11 protein-coding genes are annotated in these 18,338 nt (G+C 26.5%); 10 read left to right on the plus strand and 1 reads right to left on the minus strand.

Annotated features, from left to right (window positions below):
* Positions 1–17: 17 nt before the first annotated feature.
* The 4 genes from ACMZI9_RS01635 (at position 18) to ACMZI9_RS01650 (ending at position 8,435) form a co-directional block, all read left to right on the plus strand.
* Entirely contained in the window at positions 18–1,787 is a 1,770-nt protein-coding gene (locus ACMZI9_RS01635) for a restriction endonuclease subunit S (protein WP_416099121.1), read from the plus strand.
* Between the two features lie 91 nt (positions 1,788–1,878).
* Positions 1,879–2,430, plus strand: coding sequence for a restriction endonuclease subunit S (locus ACMZI9_RS01640; RefSeq protein ID WP_416099122.1), 552 nt, complete (start codon positions 1,879–1,881; stop codon positions 2,428–2,430).
* Positions 2,431–2,504: 74 nt separating this feature from the next.
* On the plus strand, positions 2,505–5,747 hold the full coding sequence (locus tag ACMZI9_RS01645) for a type I restriction endonuclease subunit R (RefSeq protein WP_416099123.1): 3,243 nt from the start codon (positions 2,505–2,507) through the stop codon (positions 5,745–5,747).
* 114 nt (positions 5,748–5,861) lie between these two features.
* Entirely contained in the window at positions 5,862–8,435 is a 2,574-nt protein-coding gene (locus ACMZI9_RS01650) for a UU173 family protein (protein ID WP_323176562.1), read from the plus strand.
* A 55-nt stretch (positions 8,436–8,490) separates the two neighbouring features.
* Here ACMZI9_RS01650 and ACMZI9_RS01655 read toward each other — a convergent pair whose 3' ends face one another.
* Positions 8,491–10,737 carry a hypothetical protein gene (locus ACMZI9_RS01655; protein ID WP_323176561.1) on the minus strand — a complete coding sequence of 749 codons (2,247 nt, stop codon included), beginning with the start codon at positions 10,735–10,737 and terminating at the stop codon, positions 8,491–8,493.
* 378 nt (positions 10,738–11,115) lie between these two features.
* On the opposite strand from ACMZI9_RS01655, the gene dnaE reads away from it, so the two are divergent.
* Genes dnaE through fmt form a run of 6 tightly spaced genes read left to right on the plus strand, consistent with a single transcriptional unit; the run spans position 11,116 to position 18,281 of the window.
* Positions 11,116–14,031: a DNA polymerase III subunit alpha gene (dnaE, locus tag ACMZI9_RS01660; RefSeq protein ID WP_323176560.1), complete on the plus strand. Its 2,916-nt coding sequence runs from the start codon at positions 11,116–11,118 to the stop codon at positions 14,029–14,031.
* Positions 14,024–14,935 (plus strand): 5'-3' exonuclease, encoded by a 912-nt coding sequence (locus ACMZI9_RS01665; protein WP_416099124.1) that lies wholly within the window; start codon positions 14,024–14,026, stop codon positions 14,933–14,935. Before dnaE ends, ACMZI9_RS01665 begins: the two co-directional genes overlap by 8 nt.
* Entirely contained in the window at positions 14,916–15,479 is a 564-nt protein-coding gene (locus tag ACMZI9_RS01670) for a hypothetical protein (protein ID WP_416099125.1), read from the plus strand. Before ACMZI9_RS01665 ends, ACMZI9_RS01670 begins: the two co-directional genes overlap by 20 nt.
* Positions 15,480–15,538: 59 nt before the next feature.
* Positions 15,539–16,501 (plus strand): hypothetical protein, encoded by a 963-nt coding sequence (locus tag ACMZI9_RS01675; protein ID WP_323177405.1) that lies wholly within the window; start codon positions 15,539–15,541, stop codon positions 16,499–16,501.
* A gap of 15 nt (positions 16,502–16,516) precedes the next feature.
* Positions 16,517–17,425, plus strand: coding sequence for a hypothetical protein (locus ACMZI9_RS01680; RefSeq protein ID WP_323177404.1), 909 nt, complete (start codon positions 16,517–16,519; stop codon positions 17,423–17,425).
* A 7-nt stretch (positions 17,426–17,432) separates the two neighbouring features.
* A complete protein-coding gene (gene fmt, locus ACMZI9_RS01685; RefSeq protein ID WP_323177403.1) occupies positions 17,433–18,281 on the plus strand; it encodes a methionyl-tRNA formyltransferase in 849 nt (282 codons plus the stop codon).
* Positions 18,282–18,338: the final 57 nt, after the last annotated feature.

Consider the following 18,338-nt stretch of genomic DNA (forward strand, 5'->3'; position numbering starts at 1 on the left):
AACTAAAGGAGGGTAAAATGAGTGAAAATAAACTTAATTTAGACTTTATTGATAATTTACTTCCTAAAAATGAATTCAAATCAATCGAAGTTAAAAAACTATCTGATGTAGTTTTGTTGATTGATGAAAACAGACTGGAAATTAGTGAATTTATCTCTCAAGATGGAGATATAAATCCTGCAATTATCAAATCAAATGATAAAAGTATTTTAACAAATAAGTATTTACACCACTTTTTAAGAACAAAAAGCAATTTAATTCACAAATTAGTTAAAGATAAAAGTGATTTAATTGATTTTAATTTACTGAAAGTCTTAGATATAGACATAACAATTCCTTCAATAAATTGCCAAAACAAAATAATTGAAACTATTGAAAATCTTGAAAAAGTTTGTTATGAGTTAGAAGTGGATTTATCAAGTGACCACAGTGAAAAGCAAAAACAACTAAAGATATATGAAAAATTAATTTTTGAATATCTTGAATCAGAATCATTTGATGAGTTAACTGAAAAAATATCAGACAAAGATACAATAGTGAACTTAATTAAACTTATTCAATTCATATTTAACACAACAATTACTATTCATCTTTCTAAAATAGCTAAATTTTTTAGAGGTGAATCGATAACTAAAAACTTTATTGAAAACAATCCTGGTGAATATCCGGTTTATTCATCTCAAACAACAAACAATGGAGAGTTTGGAAAAATAAACACTTACAAATATGATGGTGAATATGTTTCTTGAACAACTGATGGAGTTTATGCTGGGACTGCCTTTTATAGAACAGGTAAATTTAATATCACCTCTCACTGTGGATCAATAGAAACTGATAAATCACTTCTATTACCTAAATATCTTTACTTTTATCTTTCAGTCAATTTAGATAAATATGTAAATAAATCATCTCCAAACCCATTACTAACAGTAAGTCAAATTTCTGAAGTTAAAGTAACTTTTCCAAACTTAGAAACTCAAAAGCATATAGCAAATATATTAGATATCTTTTCTAGTTACGCAGAAAAGCTGAAAGCGGAGCTGAAAGCGGAGCTGAAAGCTAGATCCACACAGTATGAATACTACAGAGACAAATTGTTATCAAATAACAATTTGTCAAATGACATTAATTCTTTTAGCAAAAAATTAAGCGAAATCGCAGAAGTCTCAAACACAGGTATAGATAAAAAAATATTAGAAAACGAAAAAAGAGTTTCAATTCTAAATTATCTAGACGTTTTTAACAACAATGAAATAAACAAAGCAATTCCCGGAATGATTGTTAGTGCAAGTGAGAATGAAATTGAAAAATGTAATATCTTAAAGGGCGACATATTTATAACACCCTCTTCTGAAACGATTGCTGAAATAGCAAAAAGTGCTGTGGTCTTAGAAAATTTAGAAAATTGTTTGTATAGCTATCACATTTGTAGAATAAGATTGTTTAAAAACAATTTAGTTACTTCTAAATTTTTAAACTACTATATCAATTCTTCTTTAACAAAAAAATACTTTACAAAAAAAGCAAAAGGCTCTCAAAGATATACAATATCAAAAAAAGATATCGAAGATTTAACAATTTGTTTACCAGATCTTAACACTCAAGAAAAAATAGTCAAAGTTCTTGACAACTTTGAATCAATTTGCAAAGATCTTAAAATTGGACTCCCAGCAGAAGAAATAAAAAGACAACAACAATATGAATTTTATAGAGATTCAATCTTTGAATATCTTGAAACTAACTCATTTGAAAAATTAATGAGAGAGAGAGAGAGAGAGAGAAGATAACTTAACCACAGGTTTAATTAAGTTAATTCAATATATATTCGGTAGTTTAGAATTAACTTTAAGCAACTTATTAGAGACTTCATTTTGATTAATGCCATCTACACCTAGATACATTAAAGATGGCATCCCTTACATTACTTCTAAAAATATAATTAATAACATTATAAATTTTGATGATGTTAAATACATTTCGGAAGAAGATTTTTATAAATTTAGAAAAAATAGAGAAATTTATCAGAATGACTTCCTAATCACAATGATTGGAAGAATTGGTCAAAGTGCTATTGTCGGTGAAAATACAATGTTCTATGGTCAAAATATTTATTTATTGAGATTTATTAGTGAAATAATAAATATTAAATTTTTCCAATACTGATTCAACAGCAAGAGTGTTCAAGAGAAATTAGAGACTAATAAACAAAACTCAAACCAAGGTTACTTAAGAGATTTTCAAATTCTTGATTTACAAATCAAATTACCAACACTAGAAACTCAAAACAAAATAGTCGAGATTCTAGATACTTTTGACACTATGTGCAACAATTTAAAAATAGGTCTTCCGGCTGAGGAAACAAGAAGACAACAACAATATGAATATTATAGAAATTTAATATTTGATAAATTATCAGATAAAAATAATTAACACTTTAATACCTATATCCAAGCTGTATAAAACTAATATAAGCAACATATAACAACAAATAAAGGGGATTTACTATGGCAAAAGAAAATCACGCAATATTACATACTCCTGAAAACACAGTTATTGCTGAGTTTGATTTTGAAAAACAAAGACAAAGACCTACAAATTATCAGTCAGAAGCAGATTTAGAAAAAGAGTTTATTAATCTTCTAACTAGTCAAGGTTATGAGTATATTCAAATCAAAAATTCAGAAGAACTTAAAAATAACTTTAGAAAGCAAATTGAAAGATTAAATCAAGTTACTTTTACAGATAGTGAATGAACACAGATTCTTTCTGAAGTTTCAGGAGAAGGTAAAGGTATTAAAGAAAAAACTGAAATTATTCAAAAAAATAACATTATCCCTCTTAAAAGAGAATTACCTAATGGTGAATTTCAAACTAAAAACATTAGATTAATTGACTTTAAAAATCCACAAAGCAACATACTTCAAGTAATTAATCAATATGAAGCTGACCACGGTAAATATAAAAATAGATACGATGTAACTATTTTAGTAAATGGTCTTCCTTTAGTTCATGTCGAACTTAAGAGAAGAGGTGTAGACATCAGAGAAGCTTTCAACCAAATTGAAAGATACCAAAGTGAAAGCTTCTGATCTGATGAAGGTTTCTTTGAATTTATTCAAATCTTTGTCATTAGTAATGGAACTGAAACAAAATACTACTCAAATACAACTAGGGATTTAAAAACTTCATCAAACAAATCTGGTTCAGCTGTTAAGAAAAGTAAACAATCATTCCAATATACATCATATTGAGCAGATGGTAAGAATAGAAAAATAACTGATCTTATTGACTTTACTAGAACATTCTTTTCAAGACACACATTATTAAATATTCTTACTAAATATTGTGTCTTTGATTCAAATAAACAACTATTAGTAATGCGTCCATATCAAATTGCAGCTACTGAAGCAATCATTTCAAAAATTAAAATGATGTCTTCATTAGGCAACTGAGGTAAAAAAGATGCAACTGGATATGTATGACATACTACTGGTTCAGGTAAGACACTTACATCATTTAAGACCGCTGAATTAGCAAAAGAATTAGATGACATTGAAAAAGTTATCTTCGTTGTAGACAGAAGAGACTTAGACTTCCAAACAATTAATGAATATAACCGTTTTGAAAAAGGAAGTGTTAAAGGTGTACAATCGACGAACATTTTAAGTCAAGTCCTTGAAAATGAAACTGTCGAAGATGAAAGATCTAAAATCTTAGTCACAACAATTCAAAAACTTTCAAAATTTATTGAAAAAACACCTAAATCAACTATATATGATAAAAAAGTTGTCTTCATCTTTGATGAATGCCACCGTTCACAATTCGGTAAGATGCATAAAAGAATTGTTAATAAGTTCAAAAAATACTTCTTATTCGGATTTACTGGAACACCTATATTTGTTGAAAACGCAAATACAACAAATGGTCAAATGCTAACAACTGATATATTCAAAGACCAACTTCATACTTACACAATTTTAGATGGTATTAGAGACCATAATGTTCTTAAATTTAAAGTTGATTTCTTGAATACATTTAAATCTGCTTCTGGTATCGAAGATAAGAAAATATATGGAATCGACAAGAAAAGTATCAAGGAATCAGACAAAAGAGTCGCAATGAATGTTCAGTATATTCTTGAAAACTTTGATAGAAAAACCAGAGCAAAAGATGGTTACTCATTTTCTAAATTAGTTAACTATGATGAAATGGTTAAAAGCAAGGATAACACTGCTAAAGAAATAAAAGTTGATACAAACCTTCAAGGTTTCAACTCTATTTTTACAGTTGAAAATATCTTGATGGCTAAAAAATACTACCTTGAATTCAAAAAACAATTAGCAGAGCAGCATAGAAATTTAAGAATTGCAACAATATTCACATATGCACCTAATCCAGATCCTGAATCAGGAGTTTTTGAGGAAGAAGATATTGATATCCCTACGAATGTAACTTATGATTCAACTGATAAAGAATTCTTAGCGCAAGCTATGGATGATTATAATCAAATGTTCAAAACTAACTTCTTATTAGATGGTTCAGAAGGGTTTGCTAACTACTATAAAGATGTTTCATTAAGAATGAAAAACAAAGATATTGATATCTTAATAGTTGTCGATATGTTCTTAACTGGATTTGACTCACCTACATTAAATACTTTATGAGTTGATAGAAAACTTGAATATCACCGTTTAATTCAAGCATTTTCAAGAACAAACAGAATTTTAAACTCTGTTAAAGTATGTGGAAACATAGTTTGCTTTAGAGAATTAAGAAAAGAAGTTCAAGATGCTATTGCATTATTTGCTCTTAACGATAAAGAAGCTTCTAATACAGCTTTATTTAGAGATTATAACTTCTACTTAAAGGGTGAAACTAATGAGAAAACAGGTGTGCACGTTAAGGGTTACGTTGACTATGTTAATGAAATAAAAGAAAAATTCCCACTTGAGAATTTAGACCAAAGAATCGAATACTTCCCTGAAAGTAAGAAGAAAGAATTTGCTAAGTTATTTGGAAAAATCTTAAAATGTAAGAATACATTAATGGTGTTTGATGAATTCCAACAAGATGCTAATAAAATTATTCCTGACAGAGACTTGCAAGATTATCAATCTCACTACTTAAATATTTGAAATGAATTTAAGGACAAAGAAAAGAATGACGTTTACAAAGAAAATATCATCAATGATATTGTCTTTGAAATCGAATTAGTTCAACAAGATGAAATTAATGTTGAATACATCATTAGATTAATTGCAACTAGATTTGCTCAAAAAACAGATACTGAAAAAGTTAAAAAAGAAGTTGGTAAACTTGCACAATCAAGTACTTCTCTCAGAAACAAAAAGGATCTTATTTTAGAATTCATTGACCAATACAATATTCAAGATATTTCAAAGACTGCTACTGAAAATGAAATTGAAATCAACACTTGAGAAGAATGAGAAAAATTCGTTCATCAAAGAGCTGGACAAGAAATTAACACAATTATTAATAGCCAAAACATTCAAGCTGAGCAAGCTAAAAACTACATTCTTAACTCACTTGAAAGTGGAAGCTTAAAATTTGATGGTCAAGACTTCGATTCAGCTATCAAAGCACCATTATTTCCACGTGGAGCAAATTCATCAAATAGATACGAAACTAAGAAAAAAGTGTTCTCAATCTTCCAAAACTTCTTTAACAAATTCAAGGATATTCTTAATATCAAAAAGTTCAAGAATACTTTAAAAAATGATAAATAATTCAATGTTACCAGAGATTCTTCTGGTGATATTTTTATTTATCCCTATGGTTCAAACACAGAAGTTACAATCAAATATCTACAACTTGATATAATCAAAATAAGGGGTGTAAATATGGAGCAAAAAAATATTATTAAGATAACTGCAAACAACTTTCTAAAAGTTTTTTTCAAAAATCCTTTACTGATTTTTCATTCAAATAACTTAGTTGATTGAATTAAAAAATCAGCTTATTTTGATAAATATAATGTATCAATGGATGATTATTTAAGCAATATTAAATTCGGCAATATTGATGAATTAGATGACGATGAGGATGAATCTAGTGAAAATGCAATTGATGCAAATAAAGTGTCTGAATTTATGTCTGAACAAAACTTGCAAATGGAACTAGATACAAATTCAGACAAACTTGTTTGAAGCAATAATTTCTTACACGAATTAGGTTCAATTTTTGCAAAACAAGAAAACAGCGAACAAGTTGAATTTATTAAAGTTAACATTTCTGAATTCTTGCAATTTAAATTGGATGCATACAATTGATATTTAAATAAACACAACTATAAACCAAATGAAGTTGGTTATATTAAACAAATTGATAATTTAGAAATTAAATTGCAACAAACACTTAATTACTTAAATGATGACAAAATCAAAGTAATTATTGAACCTGTATTTGCTTATAAAATCGAGAATCAAAATGATGTATTTTATTTAACTTCATCAGCGCTTATATATGATAAAAAACTTAAAAAATATGTAGGTTTATCATATGTCGATAAAGCTAAGAAAGATTTATATCAAAAAAACTTTTATAACTACAACGTGCTAAAAAAAGAAAATATTCCTCTTGAATCTATTAGCGAAATTATTATTAATCCATTTGTTAATAAACTTAGATTAACTCAAAAAGACAAGATTGACTTTTACGAAGTCTTTTCAGCAATGACAAAGATAAAATCGCCTTCAAAACCAAGTAATAAATCTGATAAATTAGATTGAATGAGCGAAGATGAATTTTATAATTTATTCACCCTAATCGAACACGGATTATTAAAATCAGGAACACTTACATTGTATGATTCGTGAAATGAACAAGACTACTTAAATAACTTTACAAAAAATTCAAATTCCTTTATTTTGAGTGCTAAAAGAGGATATTATTGCGATAGAAGTTTAGGACTTAATTTAGAAGAATTTGCAGCAATACCTAATGTAATTAAGATATTTAGTGAATTTATAGACCAAATAAAAGAAACTCATGATATCTATAAATCAGTTAATTCATTAATAGAAAAATCAAATGGTGTTTTTCTTACAAAAGACAAGAGAGGAAGTTCACCTGAGTCATATGTTTACTACGAACCATTTGATAGTTACATTGACAAAATCATCAATTCTTATTATTTAGCACCCGAATTATCTAATATTGATTACAACTTATTTAGATATTGTTTTAGCAAAGATGCTGAAGATAATTTTGAATTAATAAATAGTTTAAATGATTATATAAATGCATACAAAAACTCAAAGATTTCAAATAGTTCTCTTATTAATATACCTACAGATGTATTCAAATCACCTGATAAATTAGTTATTAGAGCATATCTTTATGGAAAAGATTTTATGCCTTATTCATTCGGTAGAATAACTAAAGAATCTGAAGATAAAGTACTTGAGCTAATTAACAAATATGAAAAAATAAATGCAATAAATGTTAAAGCGGCTCTTGATAAAATCTTTAAAATTCACTTAAAAGACTCAGTAATTGTTTGATATGACTATGAAGGTTTTTCATCAATCTATCCAGTTATCCCCGGTACATCATCATATCAGCAAATCGTTAACCAAGTATCTGTTATCAAAACTCAAAATGGCAAAGAAACTTACAAAGAGAACTTTGTCATAGACACAAAAAACTTCGATTTATCTAAAACAATATATATGTTTAAGATAATTCACGATAAAGATGCTAAAGGTTATGTTGTATATAACAAGACATATGAAAATACAAGAAACAAAGAAATTCTTAATTTAATTGAAATTGAATACAAAAATAATAATGAAAAAATTCAAGAGCAAATTCACTTGCATTTTGAAACATTAGGAAACTTCAAACAAGCAATTAATGAAATCAACAATTTAGCAATCGACTTAAATGATATTTTTAAATCAACATCAACAGAACTTAAATCTAGGTTAATTTCAGATAAATATTTCATCGTATTTAAAGAAAATACAAGCAATGAAACATTAGAATTAGTTAAATTAATTAATAGCGATACTGAAAAATTTGCATTAGATAGAATTTGTTATATTAATGAACTACTAAGATTTAGTAGCATTAAGAAAGTTGAAAAATACATTACACATAACAATTTAAAACTCAAAACATTGATTACACCTTATTCAGAATTAGTTATTCAAAAAGGTACTATGGCAATGGAAAAAGCGCAAATTAGACACGCAAAACTAATTGGGGATTCACATTGAGAAAATGACATTGTTCCTGAACTTAAAAAGTACTGTGAAAACGATGTTAGAGCTATGATAATGGTTTATGAGCTTATTATGTACATTCTTAGACTTAAGTTCCCAGAACTTGATGAATATGAGTACAAAATTGATTCAGAAAAGTATGAATACAAGATAGAAAATGAGCAAATAACACTAGCCCCAAGAGATTAAAATAAAAATACAAGCAATTATTACGACTGAAACTGTAATTATTTGCTTGTATTTTTTAATTAGATTTAAGAATGGCGATTAATTCATTTAGAAATTCAATTGTTCTATCAATTTGGTAATTAGTTTTAGATTTAACATCATTACCAAAATAATTGTTTTGATTTTCTTTTAATTTTAATCATTCATTAAAATTAATATTTTTAGCAGCATAATTTTTCAAGTGTTTGAAAAACTTATGATTTGAATTTTTGTTGTTCCTACTTGTCTCAATTACATTTTTAATATGTTGCAATTGCTCAATTAATTCATAGAATTTGCTGTTATTATTGTTTGAATTCATCATTTCGTCAGCCGTGAAATATCTTTGCTTGATATTATTTATTTCATCTTCTGTAAATGAATATGAAATATTATATAAATTGCCCAAATGCGAATAGTCACCTTGTCTTATTTTTATTTTGAAACCTTCCAATCCTGGTTCTTTTAAATATTCAACATTTTCTCCATAAGTAGATAAGTAATAAGATATTTTAAATCATTCCATATCTTCTTTAGTAAAGTCTGGCTTGCTCTGTATTTCAGCTCATATTTCTTTCATATCTTCAGATGACTTTTCAAGTAATTCTTTTGGTATTTTAGCTAAATCAATTAATTCTTCATAATGACTTAAATCTTCAAGATTCAAAATAGATCATGGAGACATTCGATAAAACCTCAATATAAACTGACATATTCTCAAAAATTTGTTCATAAAAGTTGAATAAATATTTTTAGGAGTTTTAATAAAAACTTTATTACCTTTATTATTTTTTACATATAAATTATTAAATGGATTTATATTAGAATTAGTAACCCAATTATCAATACCATCCTCTGGATCATACCAAATTAAAATATCTTCATCAGGATTAAATCAATCAAGTGCAATTGATAAGGTTGTGATATTTTGGTTAAGATCATCTAAACGCTTATTCATTACATTATTATAGAATTTAGATTTTCTATTTTGTGGATTTTTGAAACCATTTGTATTTAGTGTATTTAAAGATCAAAAATTTGATTCTTCTCATTTTCTAGAGATATCATTTAAATATATGTTATTGTAATAATTTCAAAATTCAGTAGTAGCTCACTCTTTAACTCAAATATGACTTCTATCTACTATCTGATCAGCGAAAATATTTCAATCATCTTTTCCTGAGGAATCGACTTCAAATTCTTTCTCAGACGGCATAAGTTGCAATACTTTTTTAATTATTTGAATAGCTTCATTTTTATTGTAATCGCAGTCGTTAAAAATCAATTGATCAAAAAAGTATTTTTTATTGTTTATTAAATCTACTTCAACCTTCTTGCTTAATTCATTGCTTATGCTTAGTGAGTCCCAATAATTAATTGATCAAATATTTGCATTTTTAATTAATCTTAATAAATTAGGATCACTAATAAATTTATCTTCTTCATAGTTGAATTTTCAGAAATTTATAAATTTACCTGCTAATTTGACAAATTCTTCTTTTGTTTTACTATTTGTTGTTTCTGAAAATATTCTATTCACAACTTTATCGTTTAATGTTGTTAATAAGATATCAGAAAATCAAAATTGATCACTTCTGTTTTGGAAAATATCTTTTTCAAACTTAGATATAGAGCTACCAAATGTTCATTCAAAATTTTTATAAAAATTCTTAAAAGACTTTAAGTTAATTTTAAATTTTCTGCTCAAGTTATATTTTTGAGTTTTTTCATTGTTTATTTTTTTAATTATATCCAACCAATTGTTTAAAATTGTTTCATTAAAATTAGTTTCAACCACATATTGAGATAATTTAGATTTTAGTTCATTTAACTTTTCAATTTTAAATGATTCGTATTCAGATTTTGGTTGCTCTTTTTCGGTATTTGTATCTATTAATTGTTTCAATAACGCATATTTTTCTTCAATTGAATTTAATGTTGATGAAATCAAAAATTGAATTTTATTTCTTTCATTAACAAAATTGATCAACGATTCATTTTTATTATCATTAGAATTTATGAACAACAAATTCTTTAAATATATAGATATATTTTCAATAATCTTTTTAATTTCTGTTTGAAGTTCATTTGTTTGATTAATTTCACTTATCAGCGAATAAGACTCATTAAAAAATTCTTCAGGTTTATATTCACCCCCTCATATTATCTTTTTTTCTTCTTTTGTGAAAAACTTACTTTCATCTTCTTCTGAACAGCTTACCATTGTCAATGAAGAAAGCAATATACCTGAAATAGCACCTAATAATAAAAACTTTCTATGCATAATAAACATCTCCCAATACATAATCATTCACTAATATATTATGTAAAAATCTATTCAACAAACTTTACATTTTGTTAGGTTTATTCTTTATTCTCTTAAAATTCAACATTTCTCACCCTGACTGACATTTAAAAAATATCTAATATATCTTGATTGTACTCCTTATTAATCTCAATATCTTATTTTTATGTAATTTTTTTATAAAAAACTATATTTTTCATATTTTCTTACACATTTTGCTTCTAAAACAGAAAAATGATTTTTGTAGTGTCATAAAATAGGGTGATTAACGAAATTTTTATGAATTTAGTAGATATATTTAATTAAAAAAATCAGGTATTTTCTGTTAGTTTGATAAAAGAAAAATATAATTTAAATATGAAAAAAATATATCTTCACACAAATACTGAATATTCATTTTTAAACTCTGCTATCAGAGTTGAAAAACTCATTAAATTAGCAGTTGAAAATAATTTAGAATTCTTACCTTTAACAGATAAGGAAAACTTATATGCATTGCAATATTATTGAAATATGCAAGATAAGTTTAATATCAAACCCCTTATTGGTATTGAACTTGATTTGTCAGAAGGATTTACTGTTATTGTATTAGCTAAAAACAATAATGGATACGCTTTTATTAATCAACTTATTTATGCTAAATCTGAAGGTAAAGTAGTTTCATACCATGAACTTGATAATTCAGATATTTTCATTATTGACCATCAATACCTAGGACATAGATCTAAAGGTATTGCAGTTGATAAATATTTAAGTAATTTTTATTTAAATAATAAAACTCCACTTGAATATCAAACTGTCTATGCACCAGCTAAAAAAGTTTTAAATTTTGAGGATAATGAAATCCTCAGAGTTATTCAAAAAATTGGTTCAATTAACGAAGAAACTCAAACATATAATGAATATTTAGATGAAGAAGATTGACAAGATCTTCACGAAGATGTATATAAAAATATGTTATACATTGCACAAAATTGCAACGTATCTAAACCTAATAATTCAATTAAATTAGCTAAATTTTCAGACAATGCAGCAGCAGAATTTAAAAAATTATTAATTAATGATAGAACCAAAGAACTTATTTACAAATTCGGTGAAGATGTTGTTGTAAATAGAGTTAATTATGAGATTTCTGTTATTGCTAAATTAGGTTTTATTAACTACTTTTTGATTATTCAAGATGCAATTGCTTGAGCTAAGAAAAATAAAATTGAAGTAGGACCAGGTAGAGGTAGTGCTTCTGGGTCAATTATTTCTTATATATTAGGAATTACGGATATTAATCCACTAGAATTTGGATTGCTATTTGAACGTTTCTTAAATATTGACAGAGTTTCTCTTCCAGATATTGATATTGATATTCAAGATAACAGAAGAAATGAAGTTTTAGAATACATTAAAAATAAATATGGAGAAGAAAATGTTGCTCTAATTACAACGTTTCAAACTTTAGCACTAAAAAACAGCATCAGAGATGTTGCTAGATACTTAGATGTACCACTTTCAGAAGTTGAAAAAATTTGTAATGCAATTAAGTCAACTGACTTAAGTCTTGTTGATGCTTATGAAACTAATCCAAAATATAGATCATATGTAGATAAATATCCTAACTTACACGAGTATGCTTCAAAAATTGAGGGGTTACCAAGACAAATCGGAACACACCCTGCTGGTATTATTGTTTGTGATCAACAAATTAATAAACTTATTCCCACAATTTACAATAACGGATTAATTCAACAAGTTCAATTTACATTAAACCATCTAGAAAAATATGGTCTTATTAAAATTGACTTTTTGGCACTTAAGAACTTAACTATTCTCAAAGAAATTGAAGATTTATTAGAACCTGAACAGACTTTTGAAAAAGTCATAGGAGATAGTTATTCAGTTCAATTAGAAGATAAAACTAAAAAATTACTTAATAACACACATACAAATGGAATTTTTCAACTTGAATCAATAGGAATGCAAAGAACAATTAAAGAAGTTAAAATTGATTCATTTGATGATATCTATGCAATTGTTTCATTGTTTAGACCTGGTCCAATGGAATTTATTGGTACATATGGTAAAAATAAACAAAACCAAAACAGAATCGAAACAATTCATCCACTATATGATCAAATTGTTAAACCTACATTTGGAATTATTGTTTACCAAGAGCAAATTATGCAAATTGCACAGCAAGTTGCAAATATGTCTTTTGCTCAAGCTGATTTACTTAGAAGAGCAATTTCTAAAAAAGATGAAAAGCTATTACATAGCTATAAAGCTGAATTTTTCAAAGGTGGATTACAAAACAATATTTCTATAGACTTATTAGAAAAAATTTATTCAAATATTGAAAAATTCGCTGCTTATGGATTTAATAAATCACACGCTGTTGCTTATTCATTAATTTCATATAAGTTAGCTTTCTATAAAGCAAACTACCCACTTATTTTCTATAAAGTGTTAATTTCAAATTCATCATCAGACCAGCAAAATATCAAAAAATACACCGTTGAAGCTAGTGACCAAGATATAAAAGTTCAATCACCTGAAATTAACAATTCATCAAATATGGTTGAAATTGTTGATAATGAACTTTATTTACCATTAAATATGATTAAAGGAATTGGTGAAAGTGCTGTTGAAAAAATACTTGAAGAAAGAAATCAAAATGGCCAATATGAAAACTTTATAGTCGCATATCTTAGATTAAGAAATTTAGGAAATGTAACTGAGTCAAATATTGAAACACTTATTAAAGCTAATGCATTTAGAGAATTTTATGGAATGCAAACGCTATTAAATGGACTGATCATTTGCAAGCAACTTAATGATTTATTTGTTGCTTCATATAAGAAAATTGAAGGCGATAAAAAACAACAACTCCAAGAGTTTATTAAAATGCAAAATATTGAGCAAATTGAATTTGAACTCGTACCAAGTGATTTAAATGAACAAATTCAATATGAATCTCAATTATTAGGAAGCATTTATAACTTAAATTCAAATATTTCAAACAAACACAATACATTAACATTAGATCAGCTTACAGATCAATATGAGTGAATTGAAGTTATGTTAACTAAAGTGACTAAGGATGCTAAAGGTAGACCTAGATTATCGGTAACAGATTCAACAAAATCTGTAACAGTTTTTGGCTTTAATAATAGAGCTATTGAAATTCTTAATGATACAAGACCTAGAAAAATGTTGATTTTAATCAAAATTAGTAAAGGATTTTATAACTTTAGTGATTGAAGAGAGGTAGATAATGGATAACAAAAACTTACATTTATTAGTTGATGGAAACTACTTAAGTTTTCAATCATTTTATGCAACATATTATGGAAATCCTAATGACATTTTAAGAACTTCAACAGGTTTCCCTACTAATGCAATCAACTTATTCTTCCATCAACTTCTAAAAATATTCAACCAATTTAATCCAACACACATTTTTATAGCTTTTGATAGTCAAGGAAAAACTTTCAGACACGAAGCTTTTGATGAATACAAAAGCGGTAGAGCTTCAGCTCCATCTGAATTATTTGTTCAAATGGACAAAATTAAAGAAATGTTAACTCTTTTAGAAATTCCTTGAAAAGAGCAAACCGGTTATGAAGCTGACGATTTAATCGGAACTTATGTTAAAAATGTCGCTCAAGGAGAAGAGAAAATTATCTTTTCAAAAGACAGAGACTTACATCAATTAATTGATGAACACACATCAGTTATTGTTAAGAGACCTAAAAAAAATAAATTTGATTTATTAACATTAGATATTTATCCTGAAGAATATGGAATTTATCCAAATCAAGTTCCTGATTATAAAGGTTTAGCAGGAGATAGCAGTGATAACTTGCCAGGTATTAAAGGTATTGGAGAAAAAACCGCTATCAGTATTCTTGATAAATACAAAAGTTTCATTAATTTATATGAACAAAAAGATACTTGAGCTGATAATTTTACAAAATCAATTATTACAAAATTAGAATCCGGATATGACCAAGGGTTATTCTGTTATAAAATGGCTCAGTTATATACAAATGTTCCAGATTTTAATGAATCAAAAGATAACTACTTATTAAAACTTAATCTACAAAATGCAATGTCTATTCTTGATGAACTTGAATTAGTTAGATTAAAAGAAAGTATGCTAAATTATGATAGCAATAGTAGGTAGAATTTGCTCTGGCAAAACTTACTTTTTAAATACTGCAAGAGAATTAGGTTACAAATCATTAAATCTTGATGAATTTGTAAATGATTTATATGAAAAAAATACTGATTTTATCAACAAAATTAACAATAAAATCGGTAGTTTTTTAATCAAAAATAATCAAGTTTGAAAACCGTTTATTAAGCAATGGGTAAGTTTAAATCCAAATAACTTAAAAATACTTGAAAAGTATGTTTTTGAAGTAATTTTTGAGCACCTTAAATCAAATCAGTACGATTTTGTAGAAATACCAATTTTATATACAAAAATAGTCGATTTTTCAATCTTTTTCTCTACAGTCTATCATATGCAAATAGATGAAGAAAATAGGTCACAATTCTTAAAAATTAGGGGTGTGGATAACTTTACAAAAGAAATTTTAGACAACCAAAACAACTACAATTGAGACACAAAAGATTTTTTTAGGTCAAAAAAGGTTGTGCATATCCCTATTAATATTAGAGATAGTAAAGAAAAAATAAAAGAATTTTTGGAGCTAAAAAAATAAGTAAGTAAAATTAGAGTACCAAAAATTTCAAACACAAGAAAAAACAGGAGGAAGCACCGATGATTTATCAATATTTCGCAGTTGAAAAAGTTAACGAAATAACAATGGAGGACCTTAGTAATTTACGTGAATTTTACGGTCCATTTTTAGGTGCTGACCCTGTTTTTCTTTACCAATATTTATTAGATATTGTTAAAGATAGCAAATACAAAAGAAGTAGCTATGATTTTTTAACTCTAACTACATTCTTAAATATGCACGAAAACAGATTAAATCAAGCTAGATTACAACTTGAAGCCGTTGGTTTAATTGATACTTTAAGAGATGATGAACAAAAAATCACTATCTTTAGTATTCAAAAACCACTTAATGCAGCTGGTATTAAAAATAACCATTTAATTTCAGAAATGTTGAAATCTAAAATCGGTGATACATACTTCAAAATTAAAGTTAATAATAGATTGAAAAAATCAAACATCATCGAAACACCACACATTCAAGATGTTTCAGCAAGTTTCTTTGATGTATTTAATAATGAGAATGAGCAAGCTCAATATCCAAAGAATGAATTTGTTGACAATTTAATTAATTTAGGTAAATTAAGACAACAAAATGCCGATTTTGCACCAGTTGATTTTTCTATGTTAGAGCCTATTAGTTTATTAAACGAATATAAGTATTCAAATAAATATGAAGCTTTAATTAAATTAAGCACAAGAGATTTCTATAAATCAATTTCATATGGTTTCAGAAATGAAAAAATTGAAAACAAATTAGATGAATGAATTAGCAAATTTACTGATTCAAAAATCATTAACTATGTTTTATATATTTCTAAAGAAAAATCTTCAACTCCTAACGAGTGATTTAAACATGCAAACTCAATGATGGTTGAAATTAAAAATGCAGGTCTTATGAGATTCGACACAATCGAAGCTTATTTTGATGGAAAATTTAAAGATAAAAAAGAACAAAAAATTTTCCATGAAAAAGAAGCTTTCAAGAATGCACTTAAACATTAATTGGAGACTTAATTAATGACAAACAATAATCAAAATCTAGATTGAAGAATTTTTCTAGATAAAAACTTGAAAATAGATCCTGCACAGATTATTGCTGATATCAAGAAAAAAGAAATATTAGCACAACTAATAGATGAATTAAATATCTCAGATAAGGAAATTTGAGATTATTTTGTTCATTTAATTGATTACTATAAGCAAAGAACTATCGATAAAAATCTACCTATTAGAAATTATTTTTTAAGAGATGAAAATGGTAAATTGCAGTTAGTCAGAAAAATAGCAAATAATGATGAAGGTAGAAAATTAAGATTAGAAAATCACTTAATTTTCACAGACATCAGTGAACCAATTAATGATGAAGTTATTGAAAATGTAGTTATAAATGATGAAGACTATATTGACTTACACAAATATGTAGAAGAGTTAAAGGTAAAATTAAAAGAACACAATGAACTATCAATGAAGGGGCTTTTAATTTCTGGAGTAAGAAAATCTCAAAGAAGTAATTTACTTTCAAGAATCGCAAATTCTTTTGCATTAGATAACAAAACTGTTGCTTACATCAATATAAATGATTTAGACCAAGAGATCAAAAAAACATTTGATAAGAAAAACTCAAATGACATTGATTTTATTAAAAAACAGCTTAGTGAAGTTGATTTGTTAGTTTTAGATGAAATTGGACTTAAAAACTTAAGTATTTGATTCTGAGATTCAGTAATTATGGAAATTTTAGAACAAAGATCAATCAATAATAAAATTACTTTCTTTGGAACATACTTTACATCTGAAAAAATGTTTACACACTTAAAAGAAATTAATGAAAATAGTAAATCAACAACTAAATTAACTGAACAAATGCTTACTAAAATCGTTGAAGTTATGAGAGAGCTAATTTACAAGGAAATCTCAATCGGATAGGAGAAAAATGAATAAAACGAAAATTTTATTAGCAGGAACACCGGAGTTCTCGGTTCCTATTTTTGAGGAAGTTATCAAAAACTTTGACGTTGTAGGAATTGTTTCGCAGCCTGATAAACCAGCAAATAGAGGTTATGCACTTTTACCTACTCCTACAAAATTATTAGCTCAAAAATATAACATTAGACTTTTTCAACCTGAAAAAATCGGACAAATTTATGACGAACTTAAAGAATTAGATTTTGATATCTTACTAACTTGTGCTTTTGGTCAATATGTTCCTGAAAAAGTTTTAGCTCTTCCAAAATTAGCTTCAATTAATATTCACGGTTCACTATTACCTAAATATAGAGGTGCTGCACCTATTCAATATTCACTTCTTTATGGAGATAAAGAAACCGGACTTTCATTAATGTATATGACAAAACAAATGGACGCAGGTAACATTATTAAAATGGTTTCAATTCCAATTGAAGACACAGACACATCTGATACATTGTTTGTAAAATTATCAAAATTAGCTACTGAAAATATCACAAAATGACTTGTAGACTATGTTAAAGGTGATTTTAAGGAAATTGTTCAAGATGAAGAAAAAGTCATTTTAAGTCCAAAATTATTAAAAGAAGATGCACTCATAACAAGCGATTTATCAGTTGAACAAGCATTTAATAAAATCAGAGCATTCTCATCGAACCCGGGTGCTTATGTTATTTTAGATAACAAAAGAGTCAAAATTTATTATGCTACAAAACACAAAGTTCCAAATGGATTACCACTTCAATTCACTGATGGAAAGCTATGAGCAGTTGATTATCAATTCGAAACTAAAAAACGTATTAAATTAAATTACTAAACTTGATTAATTTTCAAGTTTTTTTATTTGCTTCAACTAAATATGTTTACATATTTA

Origin of the sequence: Mycoplasma sp. 4079, assembly GCF_047785185.1 — a bacterium.
Taxonomy (GTDB): Bacteria; Bacillota_I; Bacilli_A; order Mycoplasmatales; family Metamycoplasmataceae; genus Mycoplasmopsis.